General features: G+C 72.8%; 17 protein-coding genes. 2 read left to right on the forward strand and 15 right to left on the reverse strand.

The features are described 5' to 3' along the window. The 15 genes from ACF068_RS10860 to ACF068_RS10930 form a co-directional block, all read right to left on the reverse strand. The coding region (locus ACF068_RS10860) for a flavodoxin-dependent (E)-4-hydroxy-3-methylbut-2-enyl-diphosphate synthase (RefSeq protein WP_392273876.1) at nt 1-510 on the reverse strand (510 nt) is incomplete at its 3' end. Nucleotides 511-514: 4 nt separating this feature from the next. After that, nucleotides 515-1,537: an adenosyl-hopene transferase HpnH gene (gene hpnH / locus ACF068_RS10865; RefSeq protein WP_392273877.1), complete on the reverse strand. Its 1,023-nt coding sequence runs from the start codon at nt 1,535-1,537 to the stop codon at nt 515-517. A gap of 5 nt (nt 1,538-1,542) precedes the next feature. Continuing rightward, nucleotides 1,543-2,244: a 1-hydroxy-2-methyl-2-butenyl 4-diphosphate reductase gene (locus tag ACF068_RS10870; RefSeq protein ID WP_392273878.1), complete on the reverse strand. Its 702-nt coding sequence runs from the start codon at nt 2,242-2,244 to the stop codon at nt 1,543-1,545. Continuing rightward, the gene (shc, locus tag ACF068_RS10875) at nt 2,244-4,253 is read right to left on the reverse strand and encodes a squalene--hopene cyclase (protein ID WP_392273879.1); all 2,010 of its coding nucleotides are present in this window, start codon (nt 4,251-4,253) and stop codon (nt 2,244-2,246) included. Before shc ends, ACF068_RS10870 begins: the two co-directional genes overlap by 1 nt. 117 nt (nt 4,254-4,370) lie before the next feature. After that, nucleotides 4,371-5,471, reverse strand: coding sequence for a polyprenyl synthetase family protein (locus ACF068_RS10880; protein WP_392273880.1), 1,101 nt, complete (start codon nt 5,469-5,471; stop codon nt 4,371-4,373). Next, the gene (gene hpnE / locus ACF068_RS10885; RefSeq protein WP_392273881.1) at nt 5,468-6,868 is read right to left on the reverse strand and encodes a hydroxysqualene dehydroxylase HpnE; all 1,401 of its coding nucleotides are present in this window, start codon (nt 6,866-6,868) and stop codon (nt 5,468-5,470) included. Before hpnE ends, ACF068_RS10880 begins: the two co-directional genes overlap by 4 nt. Nucleotides 6,869-6,972: 104 nt before the next feature. Next, nucleotides 6,973-7,893, reverse strand: coding sequence for a presqualene diphosphate synthase HpnD (gene hpnD, locus ACF068_RS10890; RefSeq protein ID WP_392273882.1), 921 nt, complete (start codon nt 7,891-7,893; stop codon nt 6,973-6,975). 26 nt (nt 7,894-7,919) lie between these two features. Continuing rightward, nucleotides 7,920-8,825: a squalene synthase HpnC gene (gene hpnC, locus ACF068_RS10895; RefSeq protein ID WP_392273883.1), complete on the reverse strand. Its 906-nt coding sequence runs from the start codon at nt 8,823-8,825 to the stop codon at nt 7,920-7,922. Nucleotides 8,826-9,188: 363 nt separating this feature from the next. Next, the gene (locus tag ACF068_RS10900; protein WP_392273884.1) at nt 9,189-10,001 is read right to left on the reverse strand and encodes an ABC transporter ATP-binding protein; all 813 of its coding nucleotides are present in this window, start codon (nt 9,999-10,001) and stop codon (nt 9,189-9,191) included. Next, nucleotides 9,994-10,923 (reverse strand): ABC transporter permease, encoded by a 930-nt coding sequence (locus tag ACF068_RS10905; RefSeq protein ID WP_392273885.1) that lies wholly within the window; start codon nt 10,921-10,923, stop codon nt 9,994-9,996. Before ACF068_RS10905 ends, ACF068_RS10900 begins: the two co-directional genes overlap by 8 nt. Nucleotides 10,924-11,039: 116 nt before the next feature. Further along, on the reverse strand, nt 11,040-11,912 hold the full coding sequence (locus ACF068_RS10910) for a glycosyltransferase family 2 protein (RefSeq protein WP_392273886.1): 873 nt from the start codon (nt 11,910-11,912) through the stop codon (nt 11,040-11,042). A gap of 8 nt (nt 11,913-11,920) precedes the next feature. After that, the gene (locus ACF068_RS10915) at nt 11,921-12,700 is read right to left on the reverse strand and encodes a CDP-alcohol phosphatidyltransferase family protein (protein ID WP_392273887.1); all 780 of its coding nucleotides are present in this window, start codon (nt 12,698-12,700) and stop codon (nt 11,921-11,923) included. After that, a complete protein-coding gene (locus ACF068_RS10920) occupies nt 12,678-13,739 on the reverse strand; it encodes an iron-containing alcohol dehydrogenase family protein (RefSeq protein WP_392273888.1) in 1,062 nt (353 codons plus the stop codon). The genes ACF068_RS10915 and ACF068_RS10920 overlap by 23 nt, the downstream gene beginning before the upstream one ends. Further along, nucleotides 13,727-14,476: a sugar phosphate nucleotidyltransferase gene (locus ACF068_RS10925; RefSeq protein ID WP_392273889.1), complete on the reverse strand. Its 750-nt coding sequence runs from the start codon at nt 14,474-14,476 to the stop codon at nt 13,727-13,729. The genes ACF068_RS10920 and ACF068_RS10925 overlap by 13 nt, the downstream gene beginning before the upstream one ends. Beyond that, complete coding sequence (locus ACF068_RS10930) at nt 14,473-16,398, reverse strand: DUF5941 domain-containing protein (protein WP_392274357.1); 1,926 nt, start codon at nt 16,396-16,398, stop codon at nt 14,473-14,475. Before ACF068_RS10930 ends, ACF068_RS10925 begins: the two co-directional genes overlap by 4 nt. 272 nt (nt 16,399-16,670) lie before the next feature. Here ACF068_RS10930 and galE point away from each other — a divergent pair, with 272 nt between their 5' ends. After that, complete coding sequence (gene galE / locus ACF068_RS10935; RefSeq protein WP_392273890.1) at nt 16,671-17,660, forward strand: UDP-glucose 4-epimerase GalE; 990 nt, start codon at nt 16,671-16,673, stop codon at nt 17,658-17,660. 164 nt (nt 17,661-17,824) lie between these two features. Further along, nucleotides 17,825-18,766, forward strand: a complete 942-nt coding sequence (locus ACF068_RS10940; protein ID WP_392273891.1) for a cation diffusion facilitator family transporter — start codon at nt 17,825-17,827, stop codon at nt 18,764-18,766. The last annotated feature ends 27 nt before the right edge of the window (nt 18,767-18,793 follow it).

Here is an 18,793-nt window from a genome sequence, read left to right on the forward strand (position 1 = left end):
CTCCACCAGCGCCTCCGGAGTGGCCTTGCCGTACTTCTCCAGCAGCCTCCGGTCCAGCGACCCGGCGTTCACCCCGATACGGATCGGGGTACCCGTCTCACCGGCCGCCTTCGCGATCTCCCTGACCTTGTCGTCGAACTGCTTGATGTTGCCCGGGTTCACCCGCACCGCCGCACACCCCGCGTCGATCGCGGCGAACACGTACTTCGGCTGGAAATGAATGTCCGCGATCACCGGGATCTGCGACTTCTTCGCGATGGTCGCCAGCGCGTCCGCGTCGTCCTGGGTCGGACACGCCACCCGCACGATCTGACAGCCCGACGCCGTCAGCTCGGCGATCTGCTGAAGCGTGGCACCGATGTCCGAGGTCCGCGTCGTCGTCATCGACTGCACCGACACCGGCGCGTCACCACCGACGGCCACCGAACCGACCTGGATCTTGCGACTGACACGGCGGTCGGCCGGCCGGGGCACCGGCACGGGCAGCCCGAGGTCCACGGGTTCCGGCATCACCTCACCCCCGGCTTCCGGAGACCGTCTCGCGGGCGGCGCGCAGGGACTCCTTCAGCGAGCCCATGGTGGCGAGGACGGCGGTCGGCTCGTAGCCGCAGTGCGCCATGCAGTTGGCGCAGCGCGGGTCCTTGCCGCGGCCGTACTTGTTCCAGTCGGTCTCCTCGATGAGCTGCCGGTACGTCGGTACGTAACCGTCGGCCATCAGGTAACAGGGGCGCTGCCAGCCGAAGAGCGAGTAGTTGGGGATCGCCCAGGCGGTGCAGGCGAAGTCGGCCTTGCCCTCCAGGAAGTCCAGGAAGAGCGGGGAGTGGTTCAGCCGCCAGCGCCGGCGGTTGCCGCCGGCGAACGACTTCCGGAACAGTTCGCGGGTCTGCTCGACGCCCAGGAAGTGCTCCTGGTCGGGCGCCTTCTCGTAGGCGTAGGCGGGCGAGATCATCATCTCGTCGACCTTGAGGTCGTCGTTGAGGAAGTTGAGCACCTCGATGACGGTCTGCGGGGTGTCGGTGTTGAAGAAGGTGGAATTGGTGGTGACCCTGAAGCCGCGCCGCTGGGCCTCCTTGATGGCCTCCACCGCCTCGTCGAACACGCCCTCCTTGGCGACCGACTCGTCGTGCCGTTCGCGCAGGCCGTCGATGTGCACGGCGAAGGCGAAGTAGGGCGAGGGCGTGAACAGGTCGATCTTCTTGCGCAGCAGCACGGCGTTGGTGCACAGGAAGACGTACTTCCTCTTGGCGACGAGCTGGCGCACGATCTCGTCGATCTGGGGGTGCATCAGCGGTTCGCCGCCGGCGATGGACACCATCGGGGCGCCGGACTCCAGGACGGCGCCGACCGCCTGGGCGACCGGCATGCGCTGCTTCAGCACCCCGGCCGGGTGCTGGATCTTGCCGCAGCCCTCGCACGCGAGGTTGCAGGCGTAGAGCGGCTCCAGTTCGACGATGAGCGGGAACTTGTCACGCTTGCGCAGCTTCTGTTGGAAGAGATACGTCCCTACCCGGATGGTCTGGCGAAGCGGCATGGCCATCTGGCTCACCTCCTGGGGAGCAGCAAAGAACGGTGCCATTCGAAGAATGCGGGGAGCACGGAGCGAAGAACACGGAAGGCCGATATTCCCCCGCGCACCGTGCCGATGCGGACGAGTTCGTGCTCGGGGGCGTCCACGATCACTCGTACGGCCGCGACGGGGCGGGACCGCACCCCCGTGCTGAGCGCGCTGCGGAGGGTGGCGGCGGACTCCATGTCGACCGCGATCGCCCCCGTGCCGCGCAACTGGACGCGCTCCTGGCCGCGCACCACGTGGTCGGAGCCGGTCAGCGGGCCGGTGTGGACCGTGCGGCCGGGGACCGCCCGCTCCAGGGCCTCGACCAGCAGCTCGGTGCCCGTGCAGGGGGTGGTGCCACCGGGGCCGCGGGTCTCGTCGGCGACCACCAGGTCGCCCGGGTGCATGCCGGGCTCCAGTCCGGCGCAGAAGCCGGACGCGACGACCGCGGCGCCCCGCAGGTCGCCGCCCTCCAGCGCCCGGGTGACGGCCCGCTGGGCGTTCGCGGGGCCCATGCCCGTACGGAGCACGGTGACCGGGCCGGGTGACGCCGAGCCGTGGCGGCGGCGCCCGCTGCGCAGCGCGAGCTGCTCGATGCCGAGCGCGCAGGCGATGAGCATCGGCGCCCCGGCCGGGGCGGGTACGGGGCCGGGCGCGGAGGCGGAACCGGAGGGCTCCCGCCCAGCCGCCATCACGCCCCCTCGCCGAGCCGGCCGACCACCGGTCCGCCGTTGACGTACCGGCCGAGCGCGGTCAGCGGGAACACCTGCCGGTAGAGGTGGTAGTTGATGGAGAAGTCCCAGGGGAAGCCGGTGCCGGTGAAGTACGGCTCGTCCCAGGATCCGTCCTCCCGCTGCGTCGCGGTGAGCCACCGCACGCCGCGCTCCACGGCCCCGGACGCCCGCTCCCCGGCCGCCAGCAGGGCCAGCAGCGCCCACGCCGTCTGCGAGGCGGTGGAGGCGCCGTGCCCGATCCACTCCTGCTCCCGGTAGGACCGCAGGTCCTCGCCCCAGCCGCCGTCCTCGTTCTGGACCGATTCCAGCCAGGTGACGGCGCGCCGGATGGCGGGGTGCGTCGTGGGCAGCCCGGCGGCGGTGAGGGCGGGCACCACGGAGCCGGTGCCGTAGATGTGGTTGACGCCCCAGCGTCCGAACCAGGCGCCGCTGGGCTCCTGTTCGGCCAGCAGCCAGGCGACGCCGCGGCGGGTGCGCGGGTGGTGGGCCTTGCCTTCGTGCGCCAGCATCTCCACCACGTGCGCGGTCACGTCGGCGGACGGTGGGTCGATGACCTCGCCGAAGTCGCAGAACGGGAGCCGGTTGGGGAAGGGGCTGGTGTTGTCGGCGTCGAAGGCGGCCCAGCCGCCGTCCCGTGACTGCATCCCGGCGGTCCAGGTGGCGCCGCGCCGGACGGCGGCCTCGATCTGTTCCGGGTGGGGGTGGCGGACCCGGCGCAGGGCGAGGATGACCTCGGCGGTGTCGTCGATGTCGGGGTAGTTGTCGTTGTGGAACTCGAACGCCCAGCCGCCGGGGGCGAGTCCGGGCCGGCGGACGGCCCAGTCGCCCGGGCGGACGATCTCCTCGCCGAGCATCCAGTCGGCGGCCTTGACCAGGGCGGGGTGGTCGGGGCGCACCCCGGCGTCGGCGAGCGCGATCACGGCCAGGCAGGTGTCCCAGACGGGCGACTGGCAGGCCTCGACCATGCGGGCGCCGTCGTCGCGCCGTACGGCGAACCGGTCGAGCGACTCCAGGCCCGCCCGCATCACCGGGTGCTCCAGGTCGTAGCCGAGCAGGTGGAGGGCGATGAGGGAGTACACGGCGGGTGGCTGGATGCCGCCCCAGCAGCCGTCGTTCTCCTGCCGTTCGACGATCCAGCGGGCGGCGGTGTTCATCGCGGCGCCGCGCAGCCACCGGGGGGCGACGCGGCGGTAGGCGTGCAGTGCCTTGTCCAGCCGCTGGAAGGCCCCTTCCCAGGTGCCCGCCGGGGCGAGCCGCCGGGGCGGGTTGGGGACGCCGGGGTCGGTGTGCAGTTCGTCCAGCGCGAAGGGCGCGGGGCGCACGGGGCGCTTGGCGGAGACGACGGTGAGCGGCACGATCGTCTGCCGGGCCCAGCAGCCGAAGTCGTAGATGTTGAGGGGGAACCACGGGGGCAGGAAGATCAGCTCGGGTGGCAGCTCGGGCAGGTCCTCCCACTTCCACCAGCCGAAGAGCGCCAGCCAGATGCGGGTGAAGACGCGGGCCGCCGCGATGCCGCCGCGCTCCCTGATCCAGGCGGCGGCGCGCGCCATGTGCGGCTCGTCGGGGCGGTCGCCGGCCAGGCGGAGGGCGACGTACGCCTCGACGGTGGCGGACAGGTCGCCGGGGCCGCCGTAGAAGGTGGCCCAGGTGCCGTCGCCGCGCTGCCGGCCGCGGATGTGCAGGGCGGCGGCGTGGGTGGTCGCCTCGTCCTCGATCCCGAGGAACTGCCGCAGCAGGAGGTCCTCGGCGTCCATGGTGACGTTGGTCTCCAGGTCGCCCTTCCACCAGCCCTCGTCGTCCTGGCGGGACAGGAGGTGGTCGATGGAGCGCTGGGCGGCCCGCGCGGCGGCTTCCCGGACGTCGCTCGCGCCGGGGGCGGTGGTGGTGGTCGTTCCGGTGGTGGTCCCGGTGGCCGAGGGTGCGTGGGGGCCCAGGGCCCCGGTGCTTCCGTCGGTCGTCGCTGTCATGGCTTCCCCTTCGTGCAGTGGGCGTGCTGCGGCTGCGGGTGGGCCGTCGGCCGGTGCGCGGAGGCACCGGCCGGCGACTAGCGATTCATATGGTGCGGGTGTGCTTCCTGATGGTGGTCATCGCTTTCGTACGACGACGAAGTCCGCGAGGGCGGTGAGCTGGGCGCGGATCCGTTCCGGCATGTCGACGTGGTGGAGCGCGTCGATCGCGACGCTGTGCTGGCGGCGGGCCTCCTCGGAGGTCCACTCGCGGCCGCCGGCCTCCTCGATGAGGGCGGCGCGCATGGCGAACTCCTCCTCGGAGAAGCTGTCGAGGTCGGGGTTCTTGGCGTCGGCCGCGAGCAGTTCGCCGAGGCGCTCGGAGGCCTCCCCGCCCGCGGCGAGCGCGGCGACGACCGGCAGGGACTTCTTGCGCTGGCGCAGGTCGCTCCAGGTCTGCTTGCCGGTGGTGACCGGGTCGCCCCAGATGCCGAGCAGGTCGTCGACGGCCTGGAAGGCCAGGCCCAGGTGGTAGCCGTAGGCCTCCAGGGCGTCGGCGGTGCGGTCGTCGGCGCCGCCGAGGACCGCGCCGATGGAACAGGCGCAGGCGATGAGGGCGCCGGTCTTGTTGCCCTCCATCATCAGGCACTCCTCGACGGTCACCCGCTCGCGGTGCTCGTAGGAGATGTCCTGGGCCTGGCCGTCGATGAGCTTGCGGGTGGCGGTGGTGAGCCGGCGGGTGGCGCGGCCGGCCTCCACGGTGCCGAGCTCCAGCAGCAGCTCGTTGGCGAGGGCGAACAGCGCGTCGCCGACGAGGATGGCCTGCGCCGGGCCGTGGACCTTCCACACGGTGTCGCGGTGGCGGCGCTGCTCGTCGCCGTCCATCAGGTCGTCGTGCAGCAGCGAGAAGTTGTGCACGAGCTCCACGGCGACCGCGCCGGGGATGCCGACCTCGGGGGCCGCTCCGGCCGCCTCCGCGGACAGCAGGGCGAGGGCGGGGCGGACGGCCTTGCCGCTGTCGCCGTCGGCGGGCCGGCCGTGGGCGTCGATCCAGCCGAAGTGGTAGGCGGCCACGGTGTCCATGGGCGGCGCGAGCCGCTGCACGGCCGTGCGCAGGACAGGGGTGGACATGGTCCGGCCCCGCTCCAGCAGTGCGGTCACGTCCGCGGTGTCGACGGCCGGGTTCGCCGGGGGCACAGTCGGCACGGTCTCTCCTCTGGTTCCAGTACTCAGGCTCATGCCGCCTCCTCGAGCGGATGTACATGGGGGCGGCCGAGGGCCGAGAGGGCCGCGCCCGCGGCGGTGAAGCCGCTGCGTACCGCGCCCTCCATGGTCGCGGGCCAGCCGGTGGCGGTCCACGCACCGGCCAGGTGGAGGCCCGGCGCGTTGGTGCGGGCGCCCGGCCGCAGCCGGCCGACGCCGGGGGCGGGGGCGAACGTCGCTGTCCGCTCCCGGGTGACGAAGAAGTCCCGGACCTTCGCGCCGCGTGCCGCGGGCAGCAGCCGCTCCAGTTCGGGCAGGTAGCGCTCGCGGAGTACGGAGACGGGCTCGTCGATCTCGTCGCCGGCGGCCGACTGGGACAGCGCGAGGTACTGGCCGTCGGTGTAGCCGGAGGCGTCGGTGCGGTCGAAGACCCACTGGACCGGGGAGCCGAGCGCGGCGAAGAACGGGCGGCGCAGCACCGCGCGGTCGTAGAGGACGTGCACGTTGAGGATCGGGGCGGTGCCGATGTCCAGGAGCGCGCCGGGGTCGTCGAGCGCGCCGTGCGGCAGCAGGTCGTGCGCTTCGCGCTGGGGTACGGCGAGGACGACGGTGTCGGCCTCCAGCCGTTCGCCGGGCACGTCGACGGCCCAGCGGCCGTGGGCACTGGGCAGGACGGCGGTGGCCTTGGCGCGCAGTTCGGTGCGGACGCCGGCGGCGTCGAGGGCCTTGCGGGCGAGGGTGTCGTGCAGGTCGCCCAGGGGGACGTGGGCCCAGCCGATGTCGGCGGCGCCGGGCTCGGTGAGCAGGGCGGTCTTGAAGACCATGGCGGCCAGGCCCATGGAGGAGTGCGGGGCGGTGGCGTTGAGGGTGGCGACGCCGATCAGGTCCCACAGGGCTTCGACGGAGCGCGCGGACTGGCCCTGGCGGGTGAGCCAGGTGGCGAAGTCGATGCCGTCGAGGGCGGGGTCGGCCGGGTCGAGCCTCTTGAGGGCGAGGGCGGCGCGGCCGACGGCGGCGCGCTCGGGGAGCGAGAGGTGCGGGTAGCCGGCGAGGCTGGCGGCGAGGTGGAGCGGTACGGGCAGGGCGGTGCGGCGCAGCCGGCCGAGGCGGGGGCCGCGGGGGTGGGCGACGTCGAGGACCGGGACGTCGAGGCGGTCCTGGAGGGGCGCGAGGTGGCTGCCGCCGACGCGGTCGAGGAACCAGCGGTAGGCGGTGCAGCAGCGGAGGTAGACGTGCTGGCCGTTGTCGACGGTGAGGTCGCCGCGCTTGAAGGAGAACGCGAGGCCGCCGAGGCGGGGCCGGCCTTCGAGGAGGGTGACGCGCAGTCCGGAGTCGGCCAGGCGCAGGGCGGCGGTGATGCCGGCGAGGCCGCCGCCGACGACCACGGCGTGCCGCCGCGCGGCAGCGCCCGGTGTCGGGTCGTCGTCGCTCATGCGGTCTCCCGTCGGGTCGTCGCAGTCCGGGACGCGGTGCGGTGGCGGAGGGTTGCGCGCCGATTGTGCCGGTTCGCGCGCCGGGTGTCCGGCATGGTGGCCATCTAGGCGCGCCTCCTGGTCCGCTGCCGGGAGGCGGTGCGGGCGTCGAGGCCGGAGAGGCCGCGGACGGCGACGTACGCCTTCTCGTGTCCGGGCAGGGAGACACGACCGCGCAGCACGGCCCGGGGGTCGCGTTCGATGCGGTCGAGGAGACGGTGGTAGATGCCGGCCATGGCGGCGACGCAGGCGCCGCTGCGCCGGTCGAGCATGGGCAGCAGCCGGTAGCCCTCGGCGAACAGGGCCCGGGCGCGCCGTACTTCGTAGTGGACGAGGCCGGTGAAGTCGGCGCCGGGGGGCGGGGTGGCGGTGCGGAAGCCGTCGGAGCAGCCGAACTTGGCCAGGTCGTCGGCGGGCAGGTAGGTGCGGCCGGTCCCGGCGTCCTCGCGGAGGTCGCGGAGGATGTTGGTGAGCTGGAGGGCGAGGCCGAGCGTATCGGCGTACTCGGGGGCGCGTTCGGCGCCGGGCGCGCCGGGTGTGGTGCCGAAGACGGCGAGGGAGAGGCGGCCGATGGCACCGGCGACGCAGCGGCAGTAGACCTTGAGGTCGTCCCAGGTCTCGTAGGTCTCGCCGCGCACGTCCATCAGGACGCCGTCGATGAGCTCGTCGAGGCTGTCGAGCGGCAGCGGGAAGCGGCGTGCGGCGTCGGCGAGGGCGACGGCGACCGGGTCGGTGTCGTCCTCGCCGACGGCTCCCTTGCGGATCCGGTCGAGCAGGTCGCGGGTGGTGCCGAGCCGGTCGGCCTTGGCCTCGGGGCCGAGGGCCCCGTCGCCGATGTCGTCGACCCGGCGGGAGAAGGCGTACAGCGCCGACATGGCCAGCCGCTTCTCGGCCGGCAGGAGCCGGATGCCGTAGGCGAAGTTGCGGGCCTGCCCGCCGGTGACGGCCTCGCAGTAGCTGTAGGCGGCGGCCACCGGCGCGGACATCCGCGCGTGTCCTTCCACGGTCCCGTTCACCCCTCTCCACGCGCTCTGCGCCATACGGCTCCCACCGCGCGCAGCAGGTTCGGTCCGCCGGCCCTGGGGGGTCCGGGGAGTACGTCGTGTCCGGCGGCCGTGATCGCGTCCAGGGCCGCGTGTCCGCCGCCGACGAAGCCGGCGAGGAGGAGCCGGAGCCTGCCGTGCACGCCGGCGACGAGGGGGATGCCCTCGTCGAGGAGCCGGCGGGCGCGTTCGGCCTCGTGGGCGATGAGGGAGCGGACCGGCGCGCCGGCGGTGGGGCGGGCGAGGTCGGCCTCGGTGACGCCGAACCGTTTCATGTCCTCGGCCGGGAGGTAGATCCGGTCGCGGGCCAGGTCCTCGGCGACGTCCTGGAGGTGCTCGACGATCTGGAGGGCGGTGCAGACGGCGTCGGAGCGGCGCACGCGTTGGGGGCTGGTGGTGCCGGTGACGGCCAGGACGAGGCGGCCGACGGGGTTGGCGGAGAGTTCGCAGTAGGCGACGAGGTCGTCGTAGGTCTCGTAGCGCCGTACGAGCTGGTCCTGGCGGTTGGCCGCGATCAGGCCGAGGAACGGCTCGGGGGTGAGCGCGTGGCGCCGCACGGTGGGTCGCAGGGCGCGCAGCAGCGGGTGGGACGGGGTGCCGTCGAAGACGCGCCGCAGGTCGGCCTCGAAGGCGTCGAGGAGGGCGAGCCGGTCGGTCTCGCCCTCGGCGCCCAGATGGCGGGCGTCGGCGCCGCCGGGGGCGAGGTCGCCGTCGCCGATGTCGTCGACGAGCCGTGCGAAGCCGTAGACGGCCATCAGGTCGCCGCGCCAGGCGCGGGGCAGGAAGAAGGGGGCCACGGGGAAGTTCTCGTGCGCGGCCTTGTCGAGTGTGGTGCGCGAGGAGGCGTCGCGGCGCACCTGCCGGGTACCTGTCACTGCGGACGACCCGGCGCGGGGACGGCGGGACCCTCGTGGACGCGGGGCTGGGGATTCACCGTCATTGCCGTCACGTCTCCCGTTCTACACTGCTGACCCAAAACATCCTATTTCGGACACGCCGCCGGTGCCGCGAGTGAGCCGCCGCCCCGGCCCGGGGACCCCAGGGGGAAATCGCCCCACTTGCCGCGAATCAGCACCGGTACAGCTTACGTTGTACAACGTCCGGGGCCGTGCCGGGGTGTCACACGCACGCGAACTGTCCCGTTCGCGACGCCAACCGCCCCTTCGGGGGCGGTACTTGACCGGAACGGGACGTCCGGGAGCGCGGGTACGACCCGCGCGTGCCCGCGTGCGGCGGGGTTACCTGCCGGTCTCCTTCTCGTACGCCCGCAGGACCTCGTCCGTGGGGCCGTCCATCAGCAGCTCGCCCTTCTCCAGCCACAGGACGCGGTCACAGGTGTCCCTGATCGACTTGTTGCTGTGGCTGACCAGGAAGACCGTGCCGGCCTCCTTGCGCAGCTCGCGGATGCGCTCCTCGGAGCGGATCTGGAACTTGCGGTCACCCGTGGCCAGCGCCTCGTCGATCATCAGGACGTCGTGGTTCTTGGCGGCGGCGATGGCGAAGCGCAGCCGGGCGCCCATGCCGGAGGAGTACGTCCGCATCGGCAGGGTGATGAAGTCGCCCTTCTCGTTGATGCCGGAGAAGTCGACGATGTCTTGGTAGCGCTCCCGGATCTCCTCGCGCGACATGCCCATGGCCAGACCGCCCAGGATCACGTTGCGCTCACCGGTGAGGTCGCCCATCAGCGCCGCGTTGACCCCCAGCAGCGAGGGCTGGCCATCGGTGTAGACCTTGCCCGACTCGGTGGGCAGCAGGCCCGCGATGGCCCTCAGCAGGGTCGACTTCCCCGATCCGTTGGTGCCGATGAGGCCGATGGCCTCGCCCCGGTACGCGGTGAAGGACACACCCCGGACGGCGTGCACCTTGCGCACCCCGCGGGACTCGCCCGTGTCGCGGCGCAGGATCCGGCTGAGCGCCGCGGTGGCGCTGCCCTTCCCGCCCCCGCCGCCGTTGACGCGGTACACGATGTGCACGTCGTCCGCGATGACGGTGGGGATCCGCGCGCCGCCGGCCACGGCCGCCGCGGTGACGTCCTCGGTGTGCTCAGCCACGGCCGTACCGCTCCTCTGCCTTCCAGAAGTACACGAAGCCCGCCGCGCCGACCAGGACGGCCCACAGCAGGGCGGCCGGCCAGACGTGCGCGGGCAGGTTCTCCGAGCCGTACCCGTCGATCAGCGCGAACCGGATGAGGTCCATGTAGATCGCCGCCGGGTTGTACATCAGGACGTCCGCGATCCAGGCCGGCTTGTCCTTGAGCATGATCGGGATGGAGAACATGACGCCCGAGCCGTACATCCAGGTGCGCATGATGAAGGGCATCAACTGCGCGAGGTCGGGCGTCCTGCTGCCGAGCCTGGCCATGATCAGCGACAGGCCGACGTTGAAGAGGAACTGGAGCGCCAGTGCCGGGACGATCAGCAGCCAGGCGAGCGAGGGGTAGCTGCCGAACACCGCCGCGATGACGAACAGCACGATCATCGAGAACAGGAGCTGCTGGAGCTGCTGGAGCGCGAAGGAGACGGGCAGGGAGGCGCGCGGGAAGTGCAGCGCCCGCACCAGCCCCAGGTTCCCGGAGATCGCCCGGACCCCGGACATCACGGAGGTCTGGGTGAACATGAACACGAAGACACCCGTCACCAGGAACGGGATGTAGACCTCCTTGTCCATGCCCCGGCCGGCGTTCAGGATCAGGCCGAAGATGAGGAAGTAGACCGCCGCGTTGAGCAGCGGGGTCGCCACCTGCCAGAGCTGGCCGAGCTTGGCCTGGCTGTACTGCGCCGTGAGCTTCGCCTGGGAGAACGCCAGGATGAAGTGCCGGCGGCCCCACAGCTGACGGACGTACTCGGCCAGGCCGGGCCGGGCACCACTGACCGACAGGCCGTACTTGGCGGCGAGCTCCGCCGGGGACAGGCCCGCGTCCACGGATGGCGGGGCGGTCACGGCGATCGCTCCGTCATGGGTTGTCTCACTCACAGGCTGAAACTTTCGTGTCCAGATGCGCGGCAGATGGGGGGCGGGCGGGTCAGGTGGCGGCCGGGCCCCGGGTGCCCCGTGCTCGTCGGTGACGAGCGTGTCGGATTCCGAGCTTGTCAGATGACGGGCGGGCGGCCCAGTCTCGTCAGGCGCCACACCGTACGCCACCTCATGGGCCGGCGCGGCCCGCACGGAGAGGTCCAGCCCTCCCGGAACCCGCCGAACCAGGCCTTGAGCGCCGGCACCGACGGGCGCCGGGCCAGCGTGAGCAGCAGCCAGACGCCCAGGTACACGGGTACCAGGGGCGCGGGCAGATTGCGGCGGGCCAGCCAGACGCGGTTGCGGGCGATCATGCGGTGGTAGACGGCGTGCCGGGAGGGGGCGGTCGTGGGGTGGAACAGGACCATGTCCGCCCGGTAGTCGATCAGCCAGCCGGCGTCGAGCGCCCGCCAGGCGAGATCGGTCTCCTCGTGCGCGTAGAAGAACTCGTCCGGCAGCCCGCCGACCTCGGCGAACACCTTCGTGCGGACGGCGTTCGCGCCGCCGAGGAAGGTCGTCACCCGCGAGGAGCGCATCGGGTCGGAGGCACGCAGCCGCGGCACGTGCCGGCGCTGGGTGACACCGGTGTCCGGGTCGGCGATGCGGAAGCTGATGATCCCCAGCCGCGGGTCGGCGGTGAACGCCTGGCGGACCAGCTCGGCCGTGTCGGGGTTCGGCAGCAGACCGTCGTCGTCGAGGAACAGCAGGGCGTCCACGTCGGTGCCGCCGGGACCGAAGGCCTCGATGCCGGCGTTGCGGCCGCCGGGGATGCCCAGGTTCTCCGGGAGGTCGACGGTGCGCACGCCGTCGGGGACGCCCGTGACGGGGGCGCCGTTGCCGACGACGACGATCTCGACCGGGTCGCCGTCCTGCTCGCGGACGGACTCGATGAGCGCCCGGAGGTCGTCCGGGCGGTTGCCCATGGTGATGATGACGGCGCCCAGTTTCATCGGCGTCCTCACTTCAGCCTGCTCGACGCGAGGATGGACACGAGGTGCAGCACCGTCTGCAGCAGCGCGATGCCGGCCAGCACGGCGACGCCCAGGCGGGAGAAGTACAGGTCGCCCCGGACCGTGTCCAGGACCGCCAGGACCACGATGAGCAGCGACGCCTCGATGCCGAGGACGAGCCGGTGGAACTTCAGCGCCGCGGCGGCCTTGCGGGCCAGCGCCATGCCGGACGAGCGGGGCTCGGCGGCAGACTCCGCGACCGGCGGCAGGCCGCCCTGGTGCCGGGCGACACCGACCAGGTCGGTCTCGGCCTTGATCAGGATGGCGCCGAGCGCGGCGAGGGTGCCGAGGAAGGCCCACAGCCAGTCGATCCGGCCGCTGCCCCACAGGTCGGCGGCGCGCAGGCCGAAACCGGTCAGCACCGCCGCGTCGCACAGGTAGGCGCCCACCCGGTCCAGGTAGACCCCGCCCAGGGAGAACTGCTTCTTCCAGCGGGCGACCTCACCGTCGACGCAGTCGAGCAGCAGGTAGAGCTGGACCATGAGCGCGCCGAGCAGCGCCCCGGGGATGCCGGGGATCAGCAGGGCGGGGGCGGCGAGGACGCCCGCGAGCGTCATCACGTACGTGAGCTGGTTCGGGGTGACCCGGGTGGTGACCAGGAGACGGGTGATGCGCAGGGAGATCTCGCGCATGTACAGGCGGCCGCCCCAGTGTTCGCCGCTGCGACGGTCCTTCACTCCCGCCGGATGGACGACCGGGCGGAGTTCAGCTACGGATGGTCTGGGCATAGTCGGCGTACGCGTCCCTGATCTGGTCGGTGGACAGGTCGAGGTGCTCGAGGATGGTGAAGCGGCCGGGGCGGGTCTGCGGTGCGTACTCCACCGCCGCGACGAACTCCTCCGGGGTGAACCCGATCTCGTCGGGCAGGACCGGCAGGCCGTGCCGGCGGAGGACCTCGGCGAAGAGCCCGGACTCCTCGTGGGCGCCGCGCAGGTGCATCGCGAAGGCGGCGCCGAGTCCGACCTGCTCGCCGTGGAGCGCGGCGCGCGCCGGGTGCAGCAGGTCGAAGGCGTGGGAGATCTCGTGGCAGGCGCCGGACGCCGGCCGGGTGTCGCCGCTGATCGACATGGCGATACCGGTCAGGACGAGGGCCTCGGCCAGCACGATGAGGAACTCGTCGTCCGCCACGGACCCGGGGTGGCGCAGGACGGCCTCGCCCGCCGTACGGGCCATGGCGGCGGCCAGGCCGTCGACCTGCTCGCCCGTGTGCCGGTGGGAGAGCTCCCAGTCGGCGATGGCGGAGATGTTTGAGATCGCGTCGCCGATGCCGGAGCGGACGAACCGCGCGGGGGCCTCGCGGATCACATCGAGGTCGATGACCATGGCGATCGGCGAGGGGACGCCGTAGGAGCCGCGGCCGTTGTCGTTGTCGAGGGTGGAGACCGGCGAGCAGATGCCGTCGTGCGACAGGTTGGTCGCGACCGACACCATGGGCACGCCGACCCGCGCCGCGGCGTACTTCGCCACGTCGATGATCTTGCCGCCGCCGAGGCCGACCACGGCGTCGTAGCGCTTGCCCTTTATGGCGTCGGCGAGGCGGACGGCGGAGTCGATGCTGCCGTCGGCGACCGGGTACCAGTCGGCGTCCGGCAGCAGCGGCGCGAGCTTCTCGCGCAGCGCCTGGCCGGAGCCGTTGCTGATCGCCATGGCCAGCTTGCCGGAGGCGGAGATCCGCTGGTCGGCCAGGAGGCCGGCCAGGTCGTCCATCGCCCCGCACGCGATGTCGACGACGACGGGTGAGGGGATGAGCCGGGTCAGTACAGGCACGCGATCTCACGGCCCTTCGCGAGGTCGTCGTGGTTGTCGATCTCGACCCACTTGACGTCGCCGATGGGTGCCACGTCGATCTGGAAGCCGCGGTGGACGAGCTCCTGGTAGCCGTCCTCGTAGTAGAGGTCCGGGTCGCGCTCGAAGGTGGCCTTCAGCGCGTCCGCGAGGGCCTCGGCGGCCTCGGGCTCGATGAGGGTGACGCCGATGTACTCGCCGGTGGCGGTGGCGGGGTCCATCAGCTTGGTGATCCGCCGGACACCCTGGCCGTCGGCGGTGATGACCTTCATCTCCTCGTCGGCGAGCTTCTTCACCGTGTCGAGGGCGAGGATGATCCGCCGGCCGTCGCCGCGGGCGGCGAGCAGGGTCCGCTCGACGGAGACCGGGTGCACGGTGTCGCCGTTGGCGAGGATCACGCCGCGCTTCAGCACGTCACGGGCGCACCACAGGGAGTAGGCGTTGTTCCACTCCTCGGCCTTGTCGTTGTCGATGAGCGTGAGCTTCAGCCCGTACGTGGCCTCCAGCTCGGCCTTGCGCGCGTAGACCGCTTCCTTGCGGTAGCCGACGACGACGGCGGCCTCGGTGAGGCCGACGGCGGCGAAGTTGGCGAGGGTGAGGTCGAGGACCGTCTTCTCGCCGGTCCCGGCGGGGTCCACCGGCACGAGGGCCTTCGGGAGCGTGTCGGTGTAGGGGCGCAGACGCCGTCCGGCACCGGCTGCCAGTACAAGGCCGATCATGCGGGTTCTCCTTCGTCGTGTACCGCGGGCGCTCCGGAGGACACCCAGAAGCGGATGGACTCCACGAGCACGACCAGTGCGACGGCCACCGCGAGGGCGGTGAGCGCGAGGGTGAAGCCGTTCCCGGACGCCAGGACCGCGGCGAGGACCGCCACCACCAGCGTGCGGCCCTCGTGGCCGCCGATCGTCCGCACCAGCCACGCGGGCGGCGCGCCGGTGCCCCCGCGGATGCGGTAGACCGTGTCGTAGTGATGGTAGGCGACGGCCGCCACCAGGCCGAATGCGGCGGGGAGGGCCTGCGGGGCGTCCGAGCGGGCGGCCAGGACCAGGACCGTGACGTACTCGGCGGCCCGGAAGACGGGCGGGACGAGCCAGTCGAGGGCGCCCTTGAGGGGGCGGGCGACGGCGATGCCGGACGTCAGCGCGTACCCGAGGGCGGCGACGACGGGCCAGGGGCCGCCGAACGGGGTGAGGGCGGCGGTGGCGACGACGGCCGCGGCGCCGGCCAGGGCGGTGACGGGCACAAGGGTCCGGGGGGCGTTCCGGAACGCCGCGGCGAAGCCCTGGGCCAGCGGGCCCGAGTCGGCGAGGTCGGCCAGGGCGCGGGCGGCCCGGTCGGTGCGGCGGGCCTTGCGGGTGAGGGAGCGCAGCAGGCGGCCGGCGGTGGTGTAGCAGGCGGCGAAGGCGCAGCCGATCAGCAGGGCCCAGAAGACGACGCGGGGGGTGGTGACGGCCGTCAGGACGGCGATCATGGCCCAGCGTTCTCCGATGGGCAGGACTATCATCCGGCGCACCCAGACCGTCCAGCCCCGGCTGTCGAGCTTGTCCGACAGGGCGGCGGTGGGGCTGGTGTTCGCGGTGGCGTCGTGGTTGGCCTCGTTGAAGGAGAAGTCCACGACGTGGCGGCAGGTCTGGAGGACCATCGCGCCGAGGGCCAGGGCCCATACGTCGTCCCCGCCGCGTGCGGCGCCGAGGGCGAGGCCCGCGTAGTAGGCGTACTCCTTGGCCCGGTCGAACGTCGCGTCGAGCCAGGCGCCCATGGTCGAGTACTGGAGCGAGTAGCGGGCGAGCTGCCCGTCGGTGCAGTCCAGGACGAAGGAGAAGAGGAGGAGCAGGCCGGCGGCGACGTACCCGCCGCGGGTGCCGGTCGCCGCGCATCCGGCCGCGACGAGCGCGGTGAGGAGGGAGGCGGTGGTGACCTGGTTGGGCGTGAGGCCCCGGCGGGCGCACCAGCGGGCGATGTAGCGCGAGTAGGGGCTGATGAAGAAGGTGGTGAAGAAGCCGTCGCGTGCCTTCACGGCGGAGCGGAGGCGCACGGCCTCGTCGTCGACGGCCGCGACGGCGTCCCGGGTCTCCTTGCGGCTCTGCGGGTCGGCCGGCACGGCGGCGACCAGCGACCCGAGCTCGGGCCGGTGCACGGCCACGCCCTCGGCGCTCAGGGCGTCGGCCAGGAGGTCGGGCAGCGGCCGCGGCTCCCCGCCGGCCGCCCGTACGGGCGCCGCCCCGGGGGCGGTGGTGCCGGGGGCGGCCTCCGGGCCGGTGGCGTCGGGGCCGGTGGTGCTGGGGGCGGTGGTGCCGGGGGCGGTCTCCGGGCCGGTGGCGTCGGGACCGGTGGGGGTCGCCGGGCCGGTTGCGGCGGTCGCGCCGGTGGCCGGAGTCGGGGCGGACCGGTCCGGGGCGTCCGGGCCGGCCGTGAGCGCGCGGACCAGGGCGGGGCGTGCCTCCGGCTGGGCCGTGAGGGCGCCCGGGGCGGTCGCGGCGGGGAAGCGGGGGTCCGTCAGGGCGAGCCGCAGCGCGTGGACGTGGCCCACGAAGCGCGGGTCGACGACCGCGACGCGCTCCGCGGCCGGGACGGCGGCGAGCAGCGCGGCCGTCTCCCGCTCGTCGGCGGCGATCCGGACGTCGAAGCCCAGCGACCGCAGATCGCCCTCGAGCGGCGATCCGGGTACCGGAGGACCGGTGAGGATGGCGGTCGACAGACGAACTCACTCCTTGGAGCTGAACGGGGCTGGTGCACGGCGGCTCGGCCCGGTCACGGGCGGCGGCACGTCGGCAGAGGCTATCGGATGAACGGAAGCGCGAGTTCACTGAGGTTTCCCGGCACCCGGCGGCCGTCCGCCAGGACGCGATCATCATGGTCGATGGGCACCTCGCCCCACAAACCGCCCTCCGACCACCGCATAGGCTGGCCGCCATGACGTGGTTGATCACAGGCGGTACGGGATACATCGGCGCCCATGTGGCACGGGCGATGACGGAGGCGGGCGAGCGGGTGGTCGTCCTGGACGACGTCTCCTCGGGCGTCCCGGAGCGGCTGCCGGCGGACGTCCCGCTGGTGCGGGGGTCGCTCGGCGACCGCGACCTGGTGGACCGGACGCTGGCCGGGCACGGGGTGACCGGTGTGGTGCATCTCGCGGCGAAGAAGCAGGTCGGGGAGTCGGTCGAGCAGCCGCTGCGCTACTACCGCGAGAACGTGCACGGGCTGACCGTGCTGCTGGAGGCCGTGGTCGCCGCCGGTGTCGAACGGTTCCTCTTCTCCTCCTCGGCCGCCGTCTACGGCGTACCGGACGTGGAGCTGATCGCCGAGGACGCTCCGGCGGTGCCGATCAATCCGTACGGCGAGACCAAGCTGGCCGGCGAGTGGCTGGTCCGGGCGACCGGCCGGGCGCACGGCATGGCGACGGCGTGCCTCCGTTACTTCAACGTGGCCGGGGCCGTGCGGCCGGAGCTGGCGGACGTCGGGGTGTTCAACATCATCCCGATGTTCTTCGACCGGATCACGCGCGGGGAGGCCCCCCGGATCTTCGGTGACGACTATCCGACGCCGGACGGCACCTGCGTACGCGACTACATCCATGTCGCCGACGTCGCGGACGCGCACCTCGCCGTCGCCCGCCGCCTGGGCGAGCGGCGGGGCGACCTGACGCTGAACGTCGGCCGGGGCGAGGGCGTGTCCGTGCGGCAGCTCGCCGACGTGGTGGCCGAGGTCACCGGCCACGGTCTGGAGCCGGTGGTGGAGGCGCGGCGGCCGGGGGACGCGGCGAAGGCGGTCGCGTCGGTCGGGCGGATCAACGGGGAGCTGGGCTGGCGGGCGTCGCTCGGCGTGCGCGAGATGGTGGAGTCGGCGTGGGAGGGCTGGTGCCTCCGCCACCCCGAGGCGCGGGCGGCCGCGGCGCGGCGCTGATCGACGGCTTCCTCCGGCCGACGGTGCCGGCTGTGGCCGCACCGGCCTGACCAGCGGGCATAACCCCAGGTCAGGGCATATGACAACGGTGTTCAGTACCGGCTTGCGGGTACCCCCCTCCCGTAGTTCACTGGCCGGTGTCGTCGATCAGCGGGAGGCGTCCGATGGGGGCAGGGCACGATCATGGGCACACGCACGGAGGTCCGCCGCCGACCGGTACCGCGGCCGCCGCGTACCGGGGGCGGCTGCGGATCGCGCTCACGATCACTCTCGCGGTCATGGTGGCCGAGATCGTGGGCGGGGTCGTCGCCGACTCGCTCGCCCTGATCGCGGACGCCGCCCACATGGCGACCGACGCGGTGGGTCTGGCCATGGCCCTGCTCGCCATCCACTTCGCGGGCCGTCCGGCCGACCAGCGGCGGACGTTCGGGTTCGCGCGGGCCGAGATCCTGGCCGCGCTGGCGAACTGTGTGCTGCTCCTCGGCGTCGGCGGCTACCTGCTGTTCGAGGCGGTGCAGCGGTTCATCACCCCGGCCGACACCAGGGGCGGGGTGGCGATCGCGTTCGCCCTGTTCGGCCTGGTGGCCAACATGGTGTCGCTCTCCCTCCTGGTCCGCGGGCAGAAGGAGAGCCTGAACGTCCGGGGCGCGTACCTGGAGGTGCTGGCGGACGCGCTGGGTTCGGTGACGGTGCTGATCGCGGCCGGGATCATCCTGGCCACCGGGTGGCAGGCGGCCGACCCGATCGCGTCCCTGGTGATCGGGCTGATGATCGTGCCGCGCACCCTGAAGCTGCTGCGCGAGACGCTCGACGTGCTGCTGGAGGCCGCCCCCAAGGGCGTGGACATGGCGGAGGTACGGGCCCACATACTGGCGCTGCCGGGTGTGGAGGACGTCCATGACCTGCACGCGTGGACGATCACGTCCGGGATGCCGGTGCTGTCGGCCCATGTGGTGGTGCACCAGGAGGCGCTCGATTCGGTGGGGCACGAGAAGCTGCTGCACGAACTCCAGGGCTGCCTGGGCGACCACTTCGACGTCGAGCACTGCACGTTCCAGCTGGAGCCGAGCGGTCATGCCGCGCACGAGTCGAAGCTCTGCTACTGACCGCTGCTAGGGTGTTCGTCCGAACGC

The organism is Streptomyces sp. NPDC016309, from assembly GCF_043077235.1.
Classification (GTDB): Bacteria; Actinomycetota; Actinomycetes; order Streptomycetales; family Streptomycetaceae; genus Streptomyces.